We start from the raw sequence: 22,832 nt of genomic DNA on the forward strand, positions 1-22,832 counted from the left end.
TAACGGTCCTAAGGTAGCGAAATTCCTTGTCAGGTAAATTCTGACCCGCACGAATGGCGTAACGACTTGGGCGCTGTCTCAACGAGAGATCCGGTGAAATTTTAATACCTGTGAAGATGCAGGTTACCCGCGACAAGACGGAAAGACCCCATGGAGCTTTACTGCAGCTTGATATTGGACTTTGGTACGATCTGTACAGGATAGGTGGGAGCCTGGGAAGCCGGAGCGCCAGCTTCGGTGGAGGCACCGTTGGGATACCACCCTGATCGTATCGGAGTTCTAACCCACTACCGTGAAGCCGGTAGGGGGACCGTGTCAGGCGGGCAGTTTGACTGGGGCGGTCGCCTCCTAAAATGTAACGGAGGCGCCCAAAGGTTCCCTCAGAATGGTTGGAAATCATTCGAAGCGTGCAAAGGCATAAGGGAGCTTGACTGCGAGACCTACAAGTCGAGCAGGGACGAAAGTCGGGCTTAGTGATCCGGTGGTACCGAATGGAAGGGCCATCGCTCAACGGATAAAAGCTACCCTGGGGATAACAGGCTTATCTCCCCCAAGAGTCCACATCGACGGGGAGGTTTGGCACCTCGATGTCGGCTCATCGCATCCTGGGGCTGAAGTAGGTCCCAAGGGTTGGGCTGTTCGCCCATTAAAGCGGTACGCGAGCTGGGTTCAGAACGTCGTGAGACAGTTCGGTCCCTATCTGTCGTGGGCGCAGGAAATTTGAGAGGAGCTGTCCTTAGTACGAGAGGACCGGGATGGACGTACCGCTGGTGTACCAGTTGTTCCGCCAGGAGCACCGCTGGGTAGCTACGTACGGACGGGATAAGCGCTGAAAGCATCTAAGCGCGAAGCCCCCCTCAAGATGAGATTTCCCAATTCGTAAGACCCCTGGTAGACGACCAGGTTGATAGGTTCGAGGTGGAAGCATCGCAAGATGTGCAGCTGACGAATACTAATCGGTCGAGGGCTTATCCTACACCGGAACAAGAGCAGTCTTGTTCCACCCGTCAGCCGAAGGGCTGGAGGGAATCAAGCCCCTAAACGTTTCGCAAACGTTCGTATCCAGTTTTCAGGGTGTAACCACCCGAAGTATTACCGTTCCCTGATAGCTCAGTTGGTAGAGCACTCGACTGTTAATCGAGTTGTCACAGGTTCGAGTCCTGTTCGGGGAGCCATTCTTGCTCTCATAGCTCAGTAGGTAGAGTGCATCCATGGTAAGGATGAGGTCACCGGTTCGAATCCGGTTGAGAGCTCCATTTTAATGGGTAAGGTTTTATGAGCAGGCTCCGAAAGGAATTCGGAGTGCCAGCTATCGCGGCCCGTTGGTCAAGCGGTTAAGACACCTCCCTTTCACGGAGGTAACAGGGGTTCGATTCCCCTACGGGTCACCACTGCATATTTGGAGGCTTAGCTCAGCTGGGAGAGCATCTGCCTTACAAGCAGAGGGTCGGCGGTTCGATCCCGTCAGCCTCCACCATAATGCTGGGGATTAGCCAAGCGGTAAGGCAACGGACTTTGACTCCGTCATTCTCAGGTTCGATCCCTGAATCCCCAGCCATTTATTTTGAGCCATTAGCTCAGTTGGTAGAGCACCTGACTTTTAATCAGGGTGTCGAAGGTTCGAGTCCTTCATGGCTCACCATTTTCTGCCTACTGAAAATGGACTTGCAACAAACGTGCGCGTATGGCGGAATTGGCAGACGCACCAGACTTAGGATCTGGCGTTTCACGACGTGGGGGTTCAAGTCCCTCTACGCGCACCATATTGAATTCAACCCCTTGAGATTTCAAGGGTTTTTTTATTTTCTGAATCAGGCCTACGTTCTGTAAATTGACCACCTAAATAATTAGGTGAGTTAAGTTAGCCAAACACGAAAATCCGATTGTTCTTTTAAGAACAATCGGATTTTCATGTTTTTAGACGGGTTCGATAATAAACATAATGGGATCTATCGAAGAATGTCGGTTAATTTCACTTGCTGACGCTTCTCCATAAAGCTGCAACATCAGCAATGAAGCTTTCACCCCTGTATGCTATGCGCAGCTGATAAAACCCCGTATTCATGCAGGCTGTAACAATTTCACCGGTAGCTGCAAGCCATGGCTTTGAAAATTCGATAGTAGGAACGAGTTCAGCCAATCCGATCGATCGGAACTTGCCCATTTTTGAGACTTCTAGCCGAGTCGGCTTTTGCAGTTAGCGGCAACGGCTTTATTCAGGGAGACCCGTTGTGCAGATCCAAGATTCCTTACAGACGTTGTTCATCGACAACTTGCTGAGAGCAACTCGAATAACGATGCAGAACGCCGTTATACATCTCCTGGCGCGTACCAATACCCTCCCGAAAGATGGATAGTGAATTATCGATCTCTATGCCGCATGATTGAGGAAATAAGACTCCGTGCATGAGCTGAGTATGAAGTTCTAGAAAATGTAACATCGTCTATAATATTTCGAGGGAAAATTAAAACATCTCTTGACGAATGACTTGAGAATGGTTATCATTCTTATATGATATGAGAATAATTATCACTATCAAATAAATGCAAGGGTTTTGAAGGGAGCGGATTTTAGTGATTCGGTTGACGACATCGCAATTAAACATCGCCTATGAGAACAGACTTATTGTGGATAATCTCAACGTGGCCATCCCACAAGGGAAAATAACAGCCCTGGTGGGCGCTAATGGTTCGGGCAAATCCACGATATTGAAAACCATGGCGCGAATCATGTCTCCGGTTAACGGAGCAGTTATGCTTGATGGCAAATCCATTCACAAACAATCGACGCGTGAGGTAGCAAAACAACTCGCTATTTTACCTCAAAACCCGACCGCTCCCGATGGCTTGACTGTATCTGAACTCGTTTCATATGGCAGATTTCCCTACCAAAAAGGCTTCGGCTCTTTAACCCGCGAAGACCGGTCCATTATTCAATGGTCCATTGAATCAACAAGAATGACTGAATTTGTGGATCGTCCTATTGACCAACTGTCCGGAGGTCAACGCCAGAGAGCATGGATCGCAATGGCGCTTGCCCAGCAGACTGATATTTTGTTCCTTGATGAACCTACGACTTTCCTGGATATGGCTCATCAGCTTGAAGTGCTGGAACTGCTGCAGGAACTTAATGCAAGCTCAGGCCGCACAATCATAATGGTGGTGCATGATCTGAATCACGCTTCCCGCTATGCGCATCATATGATCGCGATCAAGGCGGGTAAAGTATCGGGCGAAGGGGCGCCTAGTGCTGTTATGACCCCCGATGTGCTGCGTGATGTCTTTGGCATCGAAGCGGATATTATTCCCGATCCCCGGACTGGCCTGCCGCTTTGCTTGCCATACTCCCTGGCAGGGCAGGATAAACTTTCAGCAGAGGCGAATCACGAGCAGGAAGAGGTTAATTTGCCATTAATGGCGATTGCAGGAGCTTAAGATGTTCTGATGCTTTAAAACAGCTCTGATGCGCTTCTATGCGGCCATAACTGGCAATTCGGACAGCTGATGCCGTTAAACGCATCGGGCTGTCCTTTTTATACATAGGGACTACCTGCAATTCTTTGTATACTACTGTTGGTGATTATGAATGGACCAAAGCAATAAGCATGAGATTTATAAAGGGCTATAAATTATAAAGAGCAGGATTAACTTGCCTTTTACATGGGAATAATTAGAAGTATGCGTTTAAATAATCTGAATATTTTTATTTTGAAAAAACATTTGCATTCTCCCAGTTAGCGTGATATATTATTACTTGTCGCGCTTGAGATAAAGCGACTGACACAAAACATGCGGAAGTGGCTCAGCGGTAGAGCATCGCCTTGCCAAGGCGAGGGTCGCGGGTTCGATTCCCGTCTTCCGCTCCATAATTAGTGCCCATAGCTCAGCTGGATAGAGCGTTTGACTACGAATCAAAAGGTCGGGAGTTCGAATCTCTCTGGGCACGCCATTTTCACAAAATTGCAGAAATCATTGACGGGACGTAGCTCAGCTTGGTAGAGCACCTGGTTTGGGACCAGGGGGTCGCATGTTCAAATCGTGTCGTCCCGACCATTTCTGCGCGGGTGTAGTTCAATGGTAGAACTTCAGCCTTCCAAGCTGATAGCGTGGGTTCGATTCCCATCACCCGCTCCATTAAACAAATAACCAGAAACTCTGATCTCAGGGTTTCTTTTTTTTACATTTCAGAGTATTACAGGATTCGACGGGATTTTTAGGTACATCCATGAAAAAGCTTCAACCGCTCCGTAATTTGTAGTATGATAATAAAAGTGAAAAAACCGTCTGCGAAGCTCTGCTGACGGTAATCGGTGATGCAATGGAATGCTAACCTTTGGACCTTCTCTGGTTACTTTTATCTGTCGGATTTAAATACGTTATGGAAAGGTTTTGCTTTAAGCAGAATCTGAGGAGGATCAAGATGTCGGAACAAGAATCATCTGCTGTGACGGCCAACCGGCCGCACTCAAACAATTTATTACGGCGCGATGTCCGCTTTCTGGGGAATATATTGGGCGATGTGCTCGTTCACCAAGGCGGGCATGAACTGCTTGAGATCGTTGAGAAAATTCGTGAAATGAGCAAGGCGCTGCGGGCTGAGTTTCTTCCGGAGCTTTTTGATGAATTTAAAAAAGTTATTGATGCGCTAAGCCCTGAAATTCGCCATCAAGTCATCCGGGCCTTTGCGATTTATTTTCAGCTTGTCAACATTGCCGAGCAGAATCACCGCATACGGCGCAAACGGGACTATGAACGCTCTGCAGGAGAAACTGTTCAGCCCGGTTCCATCGAAAGCGCTGTTCAGGTACTGAGGGAGCAGGGAATAGCCGTTGATGAGGTCAAGACGATGATTGAGGGGATTTCCCTGGAATTGGTCATGACTGCCCATCCTACGGAAGCCACTCGTCGTGCCGTGCTGGACATCCATCAGCGCATCGCCCATGAAGTTATGGAGCTCGACAATCCGTCGCTCACCTACCGTGAACGCGAGAAGCTTCGTGAGAAGCTGCTGAACGAGGTGCTTACGCTTTGGCAAACGGATGAGCTGCGCGATCGTAAGCCGACCGTTATCGATGAAGTGCGCAATGGCATGTATTATTTTGACGAGACTCTCTTCGAAGTGCTCCCAAGCGTATATGAAGAGCTCGAACGCTGCCTGGACAAGTATTATCCGGATGAGCGCTGGCATGTGCCTGCTTACCTGAGATTTGGCTCCTGGATCGGCGGCGACCGTGACGGCAATCCATCGGTTACGGCAAAAATTACCTGGGAGACCCTGACGCTTCAACGTGAGCTTGTGCTTGAGAAATATGATGAATTGCTTCGTGAGTTGATGGGGCAGCTGAGCTTCAGTACGAATATCGTAACAATCTCTGAAGAATTGGTGGATTCCATTCAAAGGGACCGCCAGCATGTGGAGCTTCGCACTATCGAGCTGTGGCGCAATGAGAATGAGCCATATAAAATTAAACTCTGCTATATGATTGAGAAGCTTGTAAATACGCATAACGATACGCTGAAAAACTCGCCGCTGCGTTATAACAGCGCTGATGAGTTGAAGGAAGACCTCCTCGTTATCGACCGCAGTCTGCGCCATCACTTTGCCGATTATGTGGCTGATACGCATATCCGTAAGCTGATTCGCCAAGTGGAATTGTTCGGCTTCCATCTTGCCGCGCTTGATGTGCGTCAACACAGCCAAGAGCATGAGAATGCGATGACTGAAGTGCTAGCCAATATGAACATCGTGGAGAATTACGGCTCGCTGGATGAAGAAGAGAAAATTGAGCTGCTTCATCGCTTGCTGAATGATCCGCGTCCGCTGACTTCCCCTCATTTTGAATATTCGGAAGGAACGCAGGAGTGTCTAGATGTGTATCGTACGATTTATCGCGCTCAACAAGAGTTTGGTGAGAACTGTATTTCCAGCTATCTGATCAGTATGACACAGGGCGCTAGCGATATGCTGGAAGTGATGGTGTTTGCGAAGGAAGTCGGGTTGTTCCGCCAGGAGACCGGCGGGCATGTCCGCTGCACACTGCAGGCTGTTCCTTTGTTCGAAACCATTGACGATCTGCATGAAGCCCCGGCAATTATGGAGAAGTTGTTTGAACTGCCGGTATATCGCAAGGCGGTTGAGGCCAGAGGCAATCTGCATGAGATTATGCTGGGATACTCCGACAGCAATAAAGACGGCGGAGCTGTTACCGCCAACTGGGAGCTGCGGGTGGCATTGAATGCCATTACGAGCGCGGCGAAGAAATTCGACGTGAAGCTGAAATTCTTCCATGGTCGCGGCGGTGCGCTAGGACGCGGCGGCATGCCGTTGAACCGCAGTATCCTCGCACAGCCGCCGCATACGGTGGGCGGCGGAATAAAAATAACGGAGCAGGGCGAGGTGCTCTCGTCCCGTTATTCCATGAAAGGCATTGCTTACCGCAGTCTGGAGCAAGCAACATGGGCGCTGATAACCGCGGCGCGGCTGGCGAATTATCCGGAGCAGGAAGCTGCAGATGTCGCCCAGTGGGATGAAATTTCCAAAGGAATATCGGAAACTGCGCTGCGCAAATATCAGGATCTGATTTTCCGGGATCCCGACTTCCTGACCTTCTTCAAGGAATCTACTCCGCTGCCGGAGATCGGCGAGCTTAATATCGGTTCCCGTCCATCGAAGCGGAAGAACAGTGACCGTTTCGAGGATCTGCGGGCGATTCCGTGGGTATTCGCCTGGACGCAGAGCCGTTATTTGCTGCCAGCCTGGTATGCGGCCGGTACGGCGCTGCAGGAATATGTGCAGGATGATGAGAAACGGTTGGAAACACTGCGCGCAATGTATGAGCAGTTTCCGTTCTTTACGTCTCTGATCGATAATTTGCAAATGGCGCTGGCCAAAGCGGATCTGCAGATCGCCGCGGAATACGCGGATATGATTACGGACAGCACGATCCGGGAGCGTATTTTCACACAAATTAAAGAGGAATATGAACGGACGTCTTCGTTCATTCTACAAATAACAGGTCAAGCTGAAATTCTGGATAATGTGCCGGTTATTCAAGAATCAATCCGCCTGCGAAATCCGTACGTGGATCCGCTGAGCTACATGCAGGTACAGCTTCTTCTGGAGCTGCGCGAGGCGCGAGCCCGTGGTGAAGAGGATGATCCGGAACTGCTGCGTGAGGTGCTGCTGACTATCAATGGCATTGCAGCCGGCCTTCGCAATACGGGCTGATCAATAACCGATACGTTTGTTTAAAGGGCCGGACGCCCGGCGGCAGGAGTCCCTCCGCTTACGTCCGGTCCTTTGACGTATACTCCAGAGTTAATCAGGATTCAAATAAGTATCATAATGTTTTTGCATGAGCGTCAGGTATCGGTTCGATCCTTGTCAGGATCGGTGCAGCCGCACGTTCAACCGGACGGGAGTTGGAGCATGCGGCGTGTCTGGAGGAGAAACAGTGAAATCAGTTGAGGCGCGGTTAGCGCAATTGGCACTAAGAGGCGATCAGCGGGCTTTTGCGGAGATCGTCGATATGTATCAGGATAAGCTGTACCATATGGCATACCGGATGCTGTATAACCGCCAGGAAGCGGAGGATGTCGTTCAGGAGGCTTTTCTGCGGGTATACAAAAATCTGGATCGCTATGATGATACAATGAAATTCTCGACCTGGATTTACCGGATTGCGACCAATCTGTGCATCGATCGGCTTCGTAAGCGGAAGCCGGTTTATTCGCTGGATGCCGAATCCAGTGAGCACGAAGGTCTGGATGGTTACGCGATGATCCCAAGCGACGACAAGACGCCGGAGAGCGAGCTGCTGCTGTCGGATACGCAGCGTATTATCCACCAGGCTATAGAGACGCTGCCGGCAAAGTATAAATCTGTGATGGTGCTGCGATATCTTCAGGAGATGTCCCTGCAGGAGATTGGCGATGTGCTGGAAATGCCGGTTACGACGGTGAAAACACGTGTGCACCGCGGCCGGGAGTTCCTCCGCAAGAAGCTCGAGCATAAGTTATAATCAAGGGTCAGGATAAGAGATGACCGTAGCGGATTCTCAAAAAAAGTGAAACATCATCGTCGACCATACGTATCGTATACTGCTGTGAGTTACACTGAAGAAAGGAATGGCTGCTATGAATTGCAATGTCGCCATTGTATGGATGCATGATTATCTAGACGACGAGCTTCCCCGCGAAGATGTCTTACAGCTAAAGAACCATTTGCTCTCCTGCCCGGCATGTAGAGCACGATTCGAGCAGTTGGAGCGAACAGAAGCGCTCACCCATAAATTGATTGATTTTCGACCACAAGCTGAGGAAACACAAGCCGATGATCTTAAACTGCGGATCATGAGCGCGCTGCCTGTCAAGCGGAACCGCCCAAGCTGGGCCGGCTGGCTTCGCAATCACCCTGCTATCGCGGTAGCGGCAGTCTTTGCTCTTGTGATGTTCTCAAGCACACTTGCCATGTGGGAAGAGAATACAGATTTGACGGTGCGTGGAACGGATCTTTCCCACGTGGTTATCAACGGGGATACCGTGACTGTTCCAGCAGGCGCGCATGTGAACGGCAATTTAATTATAGAGAATGGAAAAGCCAACGTACTCGGCGAAGTGAATGGAGATGTGACGGTTATCGAGGGCTCGCTGTACCAAGCGTCGACGGCCCATATCTCGGGGAAAGTGAAAACAATCGACCAAGCGCTTGACTGGTTTTGGTACAAAGTTTCACATTCGATCAGCAGCTTGGCTTATTGATTCCACTGCCTCCCTCATGCGGGAGGTTTTTTTGTGCCCAAAGCTTGCTTAAAGGATAGCTATAGGAGGTGGATAGAGTTTGCCCGCCAAGGCAAACAGAAGAATATTAAAATTCTGATAAATTCTTAACGCAAAAAAAGGGTTTATATCCTCTTTTCTAGAAGATAATAAGGTTAAGTATCCGATATATGTGATAGAGGACCTGTGCAATTGGTTGTTGGGGGCTGACATATGAGCTATTTCGCAGATTTGACCTGGAAAGATTGGATCAAGGACATTATCGACATTTCCATTGTCAGTTATATTATTTACAAATTGATTCTGCTCGTACGCGGCACCAAGGCGGTCCAGCTTCTCAAAGGAATATTCGTTCTCGTTGGTACATGGGCCATTAGTACCTGGTTTAATTTATATACACTTAAATGGTTAATGAACCAAATGTTTACCTTTGGGGTCGTGACGGTGCTGATTATTTTTCAGCCGGAGCTCAGGCGTGCGCTGGAGCAGCTGGGGCGAGGCAAGCTATTTGCCCGCTCTTCCGTAGTTGAACGTGATGTGAGCGAGCGTATCGGGGAAATGATTAAAGCCGTCAACTATATGGCGAAACGCAAAATCGGGGCATTGATTGTATTCGAACGCAGCACAGGCCTCTCCGACTATATTGAGTCGGGTATTCGAATGGAATCGATGGTCAGCTCCGAGCTGCTGATTAATATTTTTATCCCTAATGCGCCGCTTCACGACGGTGCGGTTATTGTGCGCGGCAATCAGATCATGGCGGCTGGCTGTTATTTGCCTTTGTCGGAGAATCCTTTTATCAGCAAGGAGCTTGGAACAAGGCATCGTGCCGGCATCGGCATTACGGAAGTGTGCGATGCGGTCTCGGTTATCGTGTCGGAGGAAACGGGACAGGTCTCGCTGGCTGTAGGGGGCATGATTGTCCGCGATATCAAGGAAGAGTCATTGATTTCCAAGCTGTTTGAGGAGCTTAATCCGAATCCCAAGGCACAAGAGAATACTGGATCGAAACGGCCTTTCTGGAGACGGAAAGGGGGCGAAGAGAATGGATAAATGGCTCAGTCATCCAACCGCTCTGAAAATCATTTCGCTCGCGCTTGGCATTCTGCTGTGGGCAGTCGTCCATTTTGATTCCGAACGGTCTCCAAATTCAGTCGCCTCCCTTACGGAGGTCAAGGATTACGAGGCGGTGCAGGTGAAAGCAGTTGGACTTGATGAGAATAATTATTCGCTTCGTCTGGTCGAGCCAACGGCTGTGCAGCTGACGGTTCGGGCGCCCAGATCGAGCCTGCTGCAAACGACGCCGGATGACTTTCAAGTAACTGTAGACGTGAGCGAGGCCAAGGAAGGAAGCCAGGTGCTTCCTATCTCGATCAGCAAGCCCAAGGGCATGGAGATTGTGTCCAAGCAGCCGAGCACGGTTACGGTCGTATTGGAGCGGTTGATTACGAAGGAATTTGAGTTCCAGGTGCAGACGGAGGGAACGCCTGCCAACGGATATAAGCTCGGTCAGCCGATCGTGAAGCCGAACAACCGCGTTCATGTCACGCTGCCGGAGGGTATCATGGAGGATGTCGGTTTTGTCGGGGGCAAGGTATCCGTGGAAGATGAAGAATCGACAATTAGCGAGAAGAAGGTCAAGGTCGTTGTGCTGGACAAAGAAGGCCAGGAAATGCCCGAAGCCATTGCCACTCCAAGTGTTGTCGAGGTAGAGATTCCGATTACGATGCCATTCAAAAGGGTGCCTCTGCAAATTGGATTGACCGGCAAGCTGCCGGATGGCCTGGCTATGGACACATTCGTCCCAAGCGTGGACCAGGTATCGATATATGGGCCCCAGGACGAGCTCGATAAGTATGATTTTTACGATGGTATTAATGTGGACTTGTCGAAGCTGTCTCAATCAGGTACGATTGAGCTCAATATCCCTCCAAAAGAAGGGATTGTGTCAGTCGATCCTTCGAAGGTGACGATAAAATATACCTTAGTACCGATTTCTGTTAAAACACTCACGCAGCTGAAGGTGACCTTCATCTCACTCTCTGATGGACTGAAGGCCAAGATTACTATTCCGGAGACGGGGACCGTCGATCTGCCTGTAAGAGGGGCAACAAGCGTGCTGGCTGGTGTCGGAGCCAGCGATGTTCAGCTCATCGCCGACTTGAATGGCTTTGGCCCGGGAAGCCATATTGTGCCTCTGGATGTGCATTTGCCGAGCTTTGTTGAGCAGACAAGCTCCATTCCGATTACGGTCACAATAGAGATTACGGATGAAGCGGCAACAACCGATCCGCCCGCTGGCGGAACGGACCCCGGGACCGGAGACGGTTCTACAGATACGACGGGGAATGAGACAGGGGATGCCGGGACCGGAAATACGGGGAATCCCGGGGACGCAGGAAATACGGGTGCGGGGAATACTGGGGCTAATGAAGATCCAGGTACTCCGGCAGGGACTGGCAATGCGGATTCAGGCAATAATCCGGCGAACAGTTCAGGTGGTGGGGTCGACGGTTCCTCGGGAACCCTCGACCCCGGCTCTGTGGATGGGAATGAAGATTCCCCGGATTCAGGAACGGATACGGATACGGGTGCAGATCCAGGCACGAATCCCAATGACAGCGGCAGTAACAGTAGTAATAACAGCAGCAGTGAGGGCAGCAGCGGTAACGGAACGAATAGCGGGCAGCCCGATAGTGGGGAAAGCAGCGCTGGTAGCGGAACTAATCCATAAACCTATACATTGATCATTCGTGATGCTCTTTGAGCAGTATTCACCTATACATAGTAACAGAATGCTGCTGTATCTTATACCATAGGAAATAATGTCATTATTCATAAAGATATAGAATTCAAGGTTAAAAGGGGATACTCTACAATGGGTAAATATTTTGGAACAGACGGTGTGCGCGGGGTTGCCAACCGCGAATTAACGCCGGAGCTCGCTTATAAAATCGGCCGCTGCGGCGGTTATGTACTTGCCGGCAAGGCTGAGAGACCAAAGGTTTTTATCGGACTTGATACCCGGATTTCCGGCCCTATGCTTGAAGCGGCGCTGATCGCAGGGTTGCTGTCTATCGGAGCAAGCGTCGTACGTTTGGGAGTGGTGTCTACGCCGGCCGTCGCTTATTTGACGCGCATCATGGGCGCGGATGCAGGCGTTATGATATCGGCTTCGCATAATCCGGTTGAGGATAATGGAATTAAATTTTTTGCCGGTGACGGCTTCAAGCTCTCGGATGAGACGGAGCTCGAGATTGAACGGCTGATGGATGCAGCGACAGACCAGTTGCCTCGTCCGGAAGGCGGAGGGATTGGCTCCGTGACCGAGGATGTGCATGCGCAGCGATTGTATCTTGATTTTCTAAAAACAACAGTGAAGCATTCATTCATGGGTCTTAAGGTTGTCCTGGATTGCGCCAATGGAGCTGCCTACTCGCTCGCTCCGACGGTATTCCGTGAGCTTGGTGCGGAGGTCATCACAGTCGGCGCTGAACCTAACGGGCTTAATATCAACGACGGCGTCGGCTCCACGCATCCTGAATATTTGCGCGGGGAAGTGCTGAAGCATGGCGCCGATCTTGGATTATCCTTTGATGGCGACGCGGACCGGCTGATTGCAGTGGATGAGAATGGCGAAGAGGTCGATGGCGACTTTATTCTTTGTATATGCGCTGATGCGATGAAGCGCGAAGGTACGCTGAAGGGCGATACGGTTGTAACGACCGTAATGAGCAATATCGGATTTTTCAAAGCTGCCCAGAAGCATGGTCTCAAGACGGCACAGACGGCCGTTGGCGACCGCTATGTGATGGAGGAAATGCGCCGTAACGGCTTCAATCTGGGTGGAGAGCAGTCCGGCCACGTTATTTTTCTCGATCACAATACGACTGGAGACGGCATTCTTACGGCTCTTCAGCTTGTTAACACATTGGTGGGCTCCGGAAAAAAATTGAGTCAGCAGAAGAACCTGATGCGCAAGTTCCCGCAGGTGCTGGTCAATGTGCGCGTGGCCGATAAGACGATGTACAAGGACAATGCTGCTATTGCTGCTATTATCGCGGAAACGGAGCAGGAGCTGGGTGACAATGGGCGTGTGCTTGTACGTGCTTCGGGCACAGAGCATCTGATCCGCGTCATGGCGGAAGGTCCGGATAAAAGCCAGGTGGAAGCGTATGTGAGGCAGATCGCAGATACGGTAAGAGCCGAGCTTGGCGGGGTATAAGATTTATTATTCACGGCATTACGGATTAATGGAATGAATGATTAGCCTCATGGAATAATGAATTATAAAGTTTCGGACGGCGGTTCCAAGGGCGCAGAAGATGAATGCGCCATTAGAACCGCCTTTTTATTTTGTTAAAGCAAGCGCCTTGAAGCGGGACACTGCGCATCAATCATATATCCTCCTTTGCTCCGATGGTTGGAGAATAGTGGGCCGATACCAGATAGAAGGGAAGCATTTTAGGGGGAAATGTTGTGAATGTAAATGTGTTGAAAATTTTGCAGTTGCACCGTTCGGTTAAAATGAATATGATAAGAAGTATGATTCCAGAAATGAAAGCGAGGATAGCGGCCAATTAGCTTTACAAGCGCCAGAGCTTGCGCGTGATCGTCTTGCTGCAGAACGGTTTATTTTGATTTTGTATAACGTTCCTGCGGTGGACAGCGGCAAGCTGACGAGGTGGAGGTGTTCGGATTGTTCGGCGGGGACCTCCCGGTCATGCATTTGACCGAAAGCCGATTCCCAAATCGACAGGGCGACCAGTCGTACAAAGGGTCGGTAAGATGCGATAGTGACGATTGAAGGCGCAAGCAGCAACGGAGGCTGTTTTGCGCTCATCTTTAAGTATGTTTGAAACTTGCTATTTGTGCCCGTTTGCTTACGATGCCAAACTGAAGAGGGTGGCATAAGACGAACGGTTTCTTGAAATATCAGCTGGTATACGGTCTAATCGTATGCTTTCCTGAAATCGACAGCAACCATAGACTGTGCTGTCCCACAAATGTGTTGGCATCCGTTTCTTTCGGGAATACTACCCCAAACGGAGGTCTATTAAAATGTGTGGAATCGTAGGATATATCGGTAAACGGGATTCGCAGCAAATTTTGATTGATGGATTGAAAAAACTGGAATATCGCGGTTATGATTCTGCGGGTATTGCCGTTTTCACGGATAAGGGATTGGAAGTACGCAAGTCCAAAGGCCGGTTGGCCGCATTGGAAGAAAAGCTTGTTGGAGACGAGCTTCGCGGTTCAGTAGGAATCGGACATACACGCTGGGCGACGCACGGCAAGCCATCCGATGAGAATTCCCATCCTCATACCGACAATTCGTTCAAATTCTCGGTCGTGCATAACGGCATTATTGAGAACTATCTCGATCTGAAGGATGAATTGATTGCAAAAGGGCATCATTTTCTGTCGGAAACGGATACCGAGGTGATTTCTCACCTGGTCGCGGAGGAGTATGACGGCGACATCGTTAAAGCCGTTCAGCGTGCTGTGAAACGGATGCGTGGCGCTTTTGCGCTGGGCGTGTTAACGGAATTCGAGCCGGACCGGCTGGTCGCCGTGCGTTATGCAAGTCCGCTTGTGATCGGCATCGGGGAAGGCGAGAATTTCATTGGCTCGGACATTCCGGCAATCTTGGAGCATACACGCAATGTTTACATTTTAGATGATGGTGAAATGGCTATTCTGACGAATAATAACGTCGAATTAAGGTCGATTAAGGGCGAAGTTATTTCCAAGGAAATATTTCATGTCGATTGGGATTTGACAACGGCGGAAAAAGCCGGTTTTGATCATTTTATGCTGAAAGAAATATATGAGCAGCCTAAAGCTTATCGTGACACAATGATGGGCAGAATTTCGGCAGACGGACGATCGGTGGAGCTGAAGGAAATCGGCATGACGCCGGAGCAAATCCGCGGGATTCGCAATGTGCATATTGTCGCCTGTGGAACGGCTTACCATGCAGGCATGGTTGGCAAATCGCTTATTGAAAGTCTGGCCCGTATTCCGGTTGAGATTGATGTCGCTTCGGAATACCGCTATCGTTCTCCGATTATAACGCCTGAAACGCTTGTCATAGTTGTGAGCCAATCCGGTGAAACGGCGGATACGCTGGCTGCCCTGCGTGAAGCAAAACGCTGCGGCGCGCGCGTGCTGGCTATTACGAATGTTGTGGGCAGTTCAGTGTCGCGTGAAGCGAACGATGTGATAATCACGCAGGCGGGTCCTGAGATTGCAGTTGCATCGACAAAAGCGTACACCTCGCAGCTGATTGCTTTTATGCTGTATGGTTTATTCCTGGCGGATACGCTTGGAACGCGCGATAAGGATTGGATCGCTGATGTGCTTGTCGCTATGCAGAAGCTGCCGGAGCAGGTGGAGAGCATTCTGGAGAGAGCACAAGTGCTGAAGCAGGTAGCGGAATCACTGGCAAAGCACGACAATCTGTTCTTCATCGGCCGCGGCATTGACTTCGCAGTTGCTCAGGAAGGGTCGCTCAAGCTGAAGGAAATTTCTTACATTCACTCAGAGGCATACCCGGCAGGCGAGCTGAAGCACGGTACTCTCGCTTTGATCGAAGAAGGCATTCCGGTTATTGCACTGATCACCCAGGAGGATCTGTACGAGAAGACTCTCAGCAACATTAAAGAAGTAAAAGCGCGCGGCGCACATGTACTCGGTTTGGTTAATGAGGGAACCGAGGTCGAGGTCGGAAAATCGATCGATGAGCTGTTCGCGATTCCCCGGACACTGCCGCTTCTGTCGCCGGCGCTGTCAGTTGTACCGCTGCAGCTCCTGGCATACTATGCCTCGCTTGCGCGCGGAAATGACGTTGATAAGCCGAGGAATTTGGCGAAGAGTGTGACTGTGGAGTAGTTGCGAAGAAGAAAATAAAGTATTTGTCTGGTGATAAGAATGTGTGGAACCAGTAAAAATGTATGGAACCAACGTTAAAAGTGTGGAACCCGTGACAAAAGTGTGGAACCACTAGAACAGTCCCGATGATGCTTGTTAGGTCATCGGGACATTTTTATTCAGAAGGGATGGTAGCCAATGCTAGGGGAGCGAATCCGAGAAATCAGAAAGAAAAATCAGATGAAATACAATGAGGATCAAACAAACTATATGCCTCTTACAAGCGATAAGCTTTATGTTTCAGGGCTGACGAATCTTCAGGAAATTATTGAGAATACTATTAAAGAACATATGCCAGAAGTTTAAGAAGAAGAGATAGCCGAATATGCATGTGAGTCATGTCATCAATTTACAATATTTTTGTCGAATGAAGATGATGGGAAATATGAGCTGGGAAAATGCTTTCATTGTGGTTATTCAAATTCAGTTGGTGAATGTATTAGGTGTGGCTCAATAATCAACCAACGAACTGATGGACTTTGTGACGTATGTCAGGAATATATTGATAATCAGTAGCTTTCGCCAAAAGATAATATTGGAGTAAGATTTATATATTGCAGATAGTTATATTATGAATAGGGGATGTTTTTAATCGCACACAAAGCATTTTTAGTAGCCGTAGATAATAATATTTCTCCTTCTTTTCCGGACTTACCCAATACAATGAATGATGTTCGTGAAGTAAAACGTTTGTTAATGGAGACCCCATCATATTTCCGTATTACTGATGTACAGGAGTTTACAGGAACTATTTCAAGAAAGGCGATAATAGCCGCGGCATTAAAAGAATTCTTTGAAAGTGCAACAAACGAAGACGTACTCTTCCTTTTTTGGGCGGGACATGGCTACTTACATCAAGGAGAAGGATACTTGGTTCCAGTTGAAGGTGAGCCTCAAAAAACGGATGAATCCATGATAAAAATGGCTGATGTTAAGAGTTTAATAGATAACTCAAATGCAAAAGTAATCATTAGTTTCTTTGATACTTGTCATAGTGGTTCTATCGCTCGAAGCCAGGATATTTTAAGGGGGCTCACATTAACAGGTTCAGGGAAAATAATAATCGCGGCATGCCAATCTCATCAATCTGCCTATGATCGTAACGGTCATGGTGCTTTTACTGATTATCTGATTCAAGGTTTGTCTGGCATGGCTGCAAATTCAAATGGGATAATTGACGTTTATAATCTTTACTCTTTCATTTCTACAAAGTTGTCTAATGAGTTTCAACCTGGTGTTCAAGTTCCCGTACTTTCTTCGTCTACGGTAACTGGGCAACCTATCGAAATAAGAAGAATACTGACGAGGGTCGATGAGAAACAAAGCGCCGAACTTAGTCCTGAAACACATGTTGATAACTCAGGAATGAGTTACTGGATAGGCAATATAAGTAGTGAATTTGATAATTTTTCTGAGGTTAGATCAGGTGAATATAAGTTGACCATGAGTAATCCGCCTTCTGAAGTAGAAAATGAGTTTCGCAAGTTAAACGAACAAAAGAATACTGTTGGTTTTGCAGTAAGAAATCAAGCATGTTTAGTTAGAGTTGTGAATTTGAATATCACATCAGGTAGTTCAGGTGAAAAAATGGAAGTTGAGTTACATAAGGTGGAAGGTAACCATGAATCGGCAATGATGGATATGGCATACGGGGGTGGACATAGCAGAACTTTTTCTGCTGATGAAATTGCCACTATCCGTGCCAATAGAATATTATTTGGCGATCATAGAGAAGAGCGACTCTCTTCGATTGGGGATAAGTTATTAGAGAGCTTGATAAGTAATCCCACGAACGCCAGTATTAAGCCAGTAATTGAAAATTTAATTGCAAATCTTCAGAATCAACAGTATAAATTGACAAGGATTCGGGTTATTGCAGTGGGGCACCTGATATTGACTGGTACTGTCGAGCGAATTGAAAAATTGAGCTTTCAAGTTACTGAGGGTACTATTTCCGATGTAACCTTTATTGGATATAGGAAAAAATATTACTCTAACGTTGATCCCTACCGTATAGAGATAAATGGTAAGGTACCTGAATAACACGGTTTCCATCTTTCTTTATATAGGGATATTTAATGGTTCCACACTTTACGATTTTCGCATTTATCACGAGAAGCTGGAAGTTCAGCATTATCAATTAAAATGGTTCCAGACTTTTTTATCACATGACATGATCTTGTGTTCAGTGAAAATAAAGTATTGGATTGAAATTATTAAGACCTAAACTTAAGAAATATCAAATAAAATAAAGGGTTCCACATATTATGCATGACTAATATGTGGAACCCTTTATATGTTTAACTATCGTTCGCCGTGAGGTTCATGATAAAACCTGGAAAGCCGATGGTAGTAATGGACAGACGATTAATCTCCAGATCACGGGTGATGCCTTTGCCGGCGGTTTCTGATTGCTAAAGCAACCTGATACTCGAAACCGCCACTGATCATTAAAGAGTTCGACGAGCGTCTATGGGCAGCGGCGGTTGATTCCGTCACAGTCACGTCGGATAAGCAAGCTGGTATTCAGGTTTAAGGACTCGCTAGGCAGTTGAGGGTTAAATGGCGCAGATTACTACATTCATACCGATGCATACACCGATGTATAAGTCGGAGTGGGTATCGGTAAATTTATGTTCTTTACACGGGCTGCCTTATAGCTTACTTTTCAACCCAAGTACCTAATTTAAAATATTACCTTGACAGTCAAAGTAGTATGTCGTATTATACAGATGCGGAGGTGATGAGATGAGCGAGAACAAAATTACATCCGACCTGCTGCGCGGGCATACCGATACGATGATTTTACGGCTCTTATCCGAAGCGGACCGCTACGGGTACGAGATTGTCAAGCTGATTGCCGAGCGCTCAGGCGGCGAGTATGAATTAAAGGAAGCCACGATGTACTCCAGCGTCAAGCGGCTTGAGGTGGACGAGGATATCGAGTGGTATTGGGGCGATGAATCCCAGGGTGGACGGCGTAAATATTTCAGGATTACCGAAAAGGGCAAGGCTGCTTACGCCCGCAACAAGGGCAACTGGGAGTACGCAAAGCGCGTGCTTGAAAACTTATTATAAGGAGTGTTGAGATTATGAATGAGAAATTGACAAACTATTTGAACGGCGTGTTTGCACCCTACGATGAGGTAAAAAGCGTCACCGAATTAAAGACGGACCTGCTCTCCGATTTGCAGGAGCGGTTCCGCGAACTCAAAGCCGAGGGCAAGGATGATGAAACCGCTTTTGAAATGACGATTGAAAGCATCGGCGACATTGAGCAAACGGTACTGGAAGTCGCTAACCTCTCCCGCTCGCTCGAGCGGCAGGTGGTGACCAACTTTAGCGCGAGCAACCTGCCAATGAGCGACTTTGCGGGCGTTATCGCGCATAAAGGACAATTTAAGTCCAGCGCGTTACGCGGTGCCGACTTTGCGGGCGCAGACTTGACCGGCAGCTCATTTGCGAGCAGCGACGTGCGTGAGGCCAATTTTGACGGCGCGAACCTGACGGACTGCAGCCTATCTGCCCTTGACCTAGCCAATGCAAGCTTCAATCAATCCATCCTTGTACGCACGAACTTCAGCAAGTCGGGACTGGACGGAGCCACATTCACAGGCGTAAAACTGACCGACGTTACGTTCTCCATGATCGAGCTCAGAAAAACAATCTTTAAAAACTGTATCTTTGACGGCGTGGAGTTCAAAACTTCCGATCTGGGAGGGCTGTGTTTGGACGGGCAAACCTTTATAGGCGTTAAGTTTGACAAGTCGGCACTGAACGAAGTTTCGTTTAAGGGCGCGACACTCAAGAATGTGTCTTTTCCGACGTCTTCGTGGTCTCGAAGATATTACCGTGCCATTAAAACCGTCTGCTTTGACGGCGCGATGATGGATAAGCTGACCTATGCCGCCCTTAAAGGCATGGGAGCCGATTTGTCCAAGGTTACCGTTCGATAAGGAGGGGAAAATATGCCAACCACATCCATTCAGGTAAAAGGACTGCAAAAATCCTACAAGCAGCTTCAAGTCTTAAAAGGCGTAGATTTCGAGGTGGAAAAGGGTAGTATTTTCGCCCTGCTCGGCTCCAACGGGGCGGGCAAGACCACGGTTGTCAAAATCCTCACCACGCTGCTCAAGCCAGACAGCGGAACCGCCGCCGTAAACGGATTTGATGTTGCGTCCAACCCCGACAATGTGCGGCAGGCAATCAGTCTGACCGGGCAATTTGCCGCCGTGGACGAAATGTTGACCGGACGGGAAAATCTGATCATGATTGCCAAGCTGCGATACCTCAAAAATCCGCGTCAGGTTGCGGACGACTTGCTTCACCGCTTCGGCTTGACAGACGCTGCCGACCGCAGGGCGTCTACGTATTCGGGCGGGATGCGCCGCAGGCTCGACATCGCCTTGAGCCTTGTGGGAAAACCGTCGATCATTTTCCTCGACGAGCCGACGACGGGGCTTGACCCCGAGGCGCGCATCGAGGTTTGGAAGATTGTGAAGGAGCTGTCGGGCGGCGGCACGACGGTCCTCCTCACCACGCAGTATTTGGAGGAAGCGGAGCAGCTTGCCGACCGAATTGCCATTCTGCACGAAGGCAGGATTATCGCAAGCGGCACGCTCGCGGAGCTTAAAAAGCTGTTCCCATCCGCAAAGGTGGAGTATGTTGAAAAACAGCCGTCGTTAGAGGAGATCTTCCTCTCCATCGTCGGCAAGAAGGAGGCCATGTAAATGGAGGCGTCAAAAAATCATTTCTTCACCGATATTAGCGTGATGCTCGGGCGTTCCATGCGCCATATTTTCCGCAGTATGGACACCATCATCACGGTCTGCATCACGCCGATTGCGATGATGCTGCTATTCGTCTATGTGTTTGGCGGCGCCATCCAAACCGGAACGGATAACTATGTGAACTACCTGCTGCCCGGTATCCTGCTGATTGCGATTGCAAGCGGCATATCCTATACGGCTTACCGCCTGTTTTTGGATAAGCAGCGGGGCATCATTGAGCGGTTTCACACCATGCCGATTTCACGTTCCTCCTTGTTGTGGGGGCATGTGCTGACCTCGCTGGTATCCAACGCCATCTCGGTTGTCGTCATCATTCTTGTAGCGCTCGTTATGGGCTTTCATTCGTCCGCCGGGATACTATCATGGCTTGCTGTAGCCGGCATACTCGTATTGTTTACCCTGGCATTAACTTGGGTCGCGGCGATTGCCGGACTGTCCGCCAAAACTGTGGAAGGCGCAAGCGCGTTTTCCTACCCGATTATCTTCCTGCCGTTTATTAGCTCGGCGTTTGTGCCGACCGAGTCGATGCCGAAGGTCGTTCGCGCCTTTGCCGAAAACCAGCCGGTGACCTCGATCGTGGAAGCCATTCGTGCGCTGCTGTCGGGTCAGCCGGTGGGCAATGATATATGGGTCGCTCTTGCGTGGTGCGTCGGGATTTTGCTCGTAGCCTATTTCTTTGCGATGAGGGTGTATAAGAAGCGGGTGTGAAAAAAGAACAGCTTGGTTCTGAATTAAACAACAGAGAAGACAGTCCTGTAGAATAAATTCTATATCTAAATAAGGGCACAACTGATGAGCAGTGTAAAAATACGAATGTGGATTGTCAACAGTAAATCAGACAACCTTTTTAAGGGCTTCTTGGCGATACTGAATAGGCGTCATATAGCCTAATGTTCCATGAATGCGATGCTTGTTGAACCAATTAACATAATCGTTTAATTCCAGTTCCAAGTGACGAAGGCTCTGGAAGTTCATCTGGTTTACGAACTCTGTTTTCATGATTTTGTAGGTGGCTTCGGCTACAGCATTGTCGTATGGACAGCCTTTCGCACTTAGAGATCGGCCGATTTCAAAGGTACCTAGAAGCTCGTCTATCTTTTGATTTTTAAACTCGCTGCCACGGTCCGTATGAAACCATTGAATATAACGCAAATCGCCCTGGACGCTCGCAAAGGCGCGGGAAATCAGAGCAGCGTCTTTATTCGGACCTGCACTGTGGCCAATGATCTCTCGATTGAACAAGTCGAGCAGCACACAGATGTAATGCCACCTGTTCTGAACCTTCACATAAGTCAGATCACTGACAACGAAGCGCTTTGCTTCCTCCTGCTCGAATTCGCGGCCCAAAACATTCTCTGTTGTTGCTTCATTAGGAGTGGTTTTATGGGGCTTATATTGAGCCACTGTGTAGGTCGAGACTAGCCCTTGCTCTTTCATAATCCTTCCAATTCTACGTCTGGAAACGACGATTCCGCGTTCCTGGAGCTTAACCTTAATCTTTCGTGTACCGTAAGCTTTTCGGTTATTGTGGAATATCTCTACAATCGCTTCGGTTATATCGTCTTCGTTCAATTGTTCTTTCGCGTCGTAGTAATACGTACTTCTTGCAATTTGCAGGACGTCGCACATTGCTGATACCGAGTATTTATCACGGTTATTCCGGATGATAGCTACTTTCGTCCCATGATCAGCGCTGCTTGCTTTAAAATATCCACTTCCATTTTCAGACGCTGGTTCTCTTTTCGTAAAGCGATCAATTCGTTCTCGTCTGACGAGCGATTGTCCTTCTCCTTGAAGGAACCGCTTGTCTCATCTTGTTTGATCCAGCGGTCTAAAGCAGAGGCTGTGAGGTCATATTCCTCCACAATCGCCGCTCTGGACTTCCCATTTTTATAGAGCTCCACCAGTTGTTTTTTGAATGCTGGAGTAAAGGTACGTCGTTCTTGTTTTGGCATTGTAGAGATCCGCTCCTTCATAATGATAGGTTCATTCTACAAGCCCTTATTTTTTCTGTCCAACTAAGTGTAGACGATCCAATGTCGTTATAAACATTCATACTGGGCTTACATCTAGAGGGTATTTATCCGAGTTATCGAGCTGTGGTAGCTAATATTGAAAAATGTCATATTACATGGATTTGAGGCGCAAAATCCAACGGAATCCAACTAATAAATCGCGAAGAATTTATTACGATGATTCTCAAATTAAATCCAGGCGCAGCCCCAAGTGCCCAAGCAGTAAAGAAGCAAGCTGTATCAGGTAGAACTTATCTGCTCACGCGGTGGCAGTAATATGGTCTAAGGAAAGGATCTAAGGGTGATTTCTACGTTG

Annotated in this window: 15 protein-coding genes, 11 tRNA genes and 1 rRNA gene (1 of these 27 only partly in view); 26 read left to right on the plus strand and 1 reads right to left on the minus strand. The window is 48.6% G+C overall.

Annotation, left to right across the window (positions count from 1 at the left end):
• From ACFOLF_RS20385 to ACFOLF_RS20510, 26 genes are all read left to right on the plus strand, one after another.
• Window positions 1–976, plus strand: a 23S ribosomal RNA gene (locus ACFOLF_RS20385) (it extends 1,954 nt beyond the left edge of the window).
• A gap of 123 nt (window positions 977–1,099) precedes the next feature.
• Window positions 1,100–1,175: transfer RNA gene (locus ACFOLF_RS20390), tRNA-Asn, on the plus strand.
• Window positions 1,176–1,180: 5 nt separating this feature from the next.
• A tRNA-Thr gene (locus ACFOLF_RS20395) sits at window positions 1,181–1,256 on the plus strand.
• A gap of 60 nt (window positions 1,257–1,316) precedes the next feature.
• Window positions 1,317–1,391, plus strand: a tRNA-Glu gene (locus ACFOLF_RS20400).
• A 10-nt stretch (window positions 1,392–1,401) separates the two neighbouring features.
• Window positions 1,402–1,477: transfer RNA gene (locus ACFOLF_RS20405), tRNA-Val, on the plus strand.
• 6 nt (window positions 1,478–1,483) lie between these two features.
• Window positions 1,484–1,558: transfer RNA gene (locus ACFOLF_RS20410), tRNA-Gln, on the plus strand.
• Window positions 1,559–1,566: 8 nt separating this feature from the next.
• Window positions 1,567–1,642: transfer RNA gene (locus ACFOLF_RS20415), tRNA-Lys, on the plus strand.
• 36 nt (window positions 1,643–1,678) lie between these two features.
• A tRNA-Leu gene (locus ACFOLF_RS20420) sits at window positions 1,679–1,763 on the plus strand.
• Between the two features lie 811 nt (window positions 1,764–2,574).
• Window positions 2,575–3,435 (plus strand): ABC transporter ATP-binding protein, encoded by an 861-nt coding sequence (locus tag ACFOLF_RS20425; RefSeq protein WP_210047180.1) that lies wholly within the window; start codon window positions 2,575–2,577, stop codon window positions 3,433–3,435.
• 356 nt (window positions 3,436–3,791) lie between these two features.
• Window positions 3,792–3,866 (plus strand) — tRNA-Gly (locus ACFOLF_RS20430).
• Window positions 3,867–3,872: 6 nt separating this feature from the next.
• Window positions 3,873–3,949, plus strand: a tRNA-Arg gene (locus ACFOLF_RS20435).
• 27 nt (window positions 3,950–3,976) lie between these two features.
• A tRNA-Pro gene (locus ACFOLF_RS20440) sits at window positions 3,977–4,053 on the plus strand.
• Between the two features lie 7 nt (window positions 4,054–4,060).
• Window positions 4,061–4,134, plus strand: a tRNA-Gly gene (locus tag ACFOLF_RS20445).
• A gap of 286 nt (window positions 4,135–4,420) precedes the next feature.
• On the plus strand, window positions 4,421–7,228 hold the full coding sequence (gene ppc / locus ACFOLF_RS20450) for a phosphoenolpyruvate carboxylase (protein ID WP_210047179.1): 2,808 nt from the start codon (window positions 4,421–4,423) through the stop codon (window positions 7,226–7,228).
• A 226-nt stretch (window positions 7,229–7,454) separates the two neighbouring features.
• Complete coding sequence (sigW, locus tag ACFOLF_RS20455) at window positions 7,455–8,021, plus strand: RNA polymerase sigma factor SigW (protein WP_210047178.1); 567 nt, start codon at window positions 7,455–7,457, stop codon at window positions 8,019–8,021.
• A 115-nt stretch (window positions 8,022–8,136) separates the two neighbouring features.
• A complete protein-coding gene (locus tag ACFOLF_RS20460) occupies window positions 8,137–8,760 on the plus strand; it encodes a zf-HC2 domain-containing protein (RefSeq protein ID WP_210047177.1) in 624 nt (207 codons plus the stop codon).
• A 231-nt stretch (window positions 8,761–8,991) separates the two neighbouring features.
• Window positions 8,992–9,831, plus strand: coding sequence for a diadenylate cyclase CdaA (gene cdaA, locus ACFOLF_RS20465; protein ID WP_210047176.1), 840 nt, complete (start codon window positions 8,992–8,994; stop codon window positions 9,829–9,831).
• On the plus strand, window positions 9,824–11,512 hold the full coding sequence (locus ACFOLF_RS20470) for a CdaR family protein (protein WP_210047175.1): 1,689 nt from the start codon (window positions 9,824–9,826) through the stop codon (window positions 11,510–11,512). The genes cdaA and ACFOLF_RS20470 overlap by 8 nt, the downstream gene beginning before the upstream one ends.
• Window positions 11,513–11,656: 144 nt before the next feature.
• A complete protein-coding gene (gene glmM, locus ACFOLF_RS20475; RefSeq protein ID WP_210047174.1) occupies window positions 11,657–13,003 on the plus strand; it encodes a phosphoglucosamine mutase in 1,347 nt (448 codons plus the stop codon).
• Window positions 13,004–13,839: 836 nt separating this feature from the next.
• Window positions 13,840–15,672, plus strand: a complete 1,833-nt coding sequence (gene glmS / locus ACFOLF_RS20480) for a glutamine--fructose-6-phosphate transaminase (isomerizing) (protein WP_210047173.1) — start codon at window positions 13,840–13,842, stop codon at window positions 15,670–15,672.
• Between the two features lie 177 nt (window positions 15,673–15,849).
• Window positions 15,850–16,017 (plus strand): hypothetical protein, encoded by a 168-nt coding sequence (locus ACFOLF_RS20485; protein ID WP_379219487.1) that lies wholly within the window; start codon window positions 15,850–15,852, stop codon window positions 16,015–16,017.
• Window positions 16,018–16,293: 276 nt separating this feature from the next.
• The gene (locus tag ACFOLF_RS20490; RefSeq protein ID WP_210047172.1) at window positions 16,294–17,754 is read left to right on the plus strand and encodes a caspase family protein; all 1,461 of its coding nucleotides are present in this window, start codon (window positions 16,294–16,296) and stop codon (window positions 17,752–17,754) included.
• A gap of 705 nt (window positions 17,755–18,459) precedes the next feature.
• Complete coding sequence (locus tag ACFOLF_RS20495) at window positions 18,460–18,789, plus strand: PadR family transcriptional regulator (RefSeq protein WP_379114524.1); 330 nt, start codon at window positions 18,460–18,462, stop codon at window positions 18,787–18,789.
• Between the two features lie 14 nt (window positions 18,790–18,803).
• Window positions 18,804–19,667 carry a pentapeptide repeat-containing protein gene (locus ACFOLF_RS20500; protein ID WP_379114539.1) on the plus strand — a complete coding sequence of 288 codons (864 nt, stop codon included), beginning with the start codon at window positions 18,804–18,806 and terminating at the stop codon, window positions 19,665–19,667.
• Between the two features lie 12 nt (window positions 19,668–19,679).
• Window positions 19,680–20,441, plus strand: coding sequence for an ABC transporter ATP-binding protein (locus tag ACFOLF_RS20505; RefSeq protein WP_379114534.1), 762 nt, complete (start codon window positions 19,680–19,682; stop codon window positions 20,439–20,441).
• Window positions 20,442–21,209 (plus strand): ABC transporter permease, encoded by a 768-nt coding sequence (locus ACFOLF_RS20510; protein ID WP_379219489.1) that lies wholly within the window; start codon window positions 20,442–20,444, stop codon window positions 21,207–21,209. It begins immediately after the preceding gene.
• Between the two features lie 126 nt (window positions 21,210–21,335).
• Here ACFOLF_RS20510 and ACFOLF_RS20515 read toward each other — a convergent pair.
• Window positions 21,336–22,456, minus strand: a protein-coding gene (locus ACFOLF_RS20515; RefSeq protein WP_210047218.1) for an IS3 family transposase whose coding sequence is annotated in 2 segments (ribosomal slippage) — window positions 21,336–22,207 and window positions 22,207–22,456 — 1,122 coding nt in all. Because the reading frame shifts where the segments join, the coding sequence is not laid out codon by codon here.
• Window positions 22,457–22,832: the final 376 nt, after the last annotated feature.

The sequence above is a fragment of the Paenibacillus sepulcri genome (assembly GCF_042647105.1).
GTDB classification, from domain to species: domain Bacteria; phylum Bacillota; class Bacilli; order Paenibacillales; family Paenibacillaceae; genus Paenibacillus_Z; species Paenibacillus_Z sepulcri.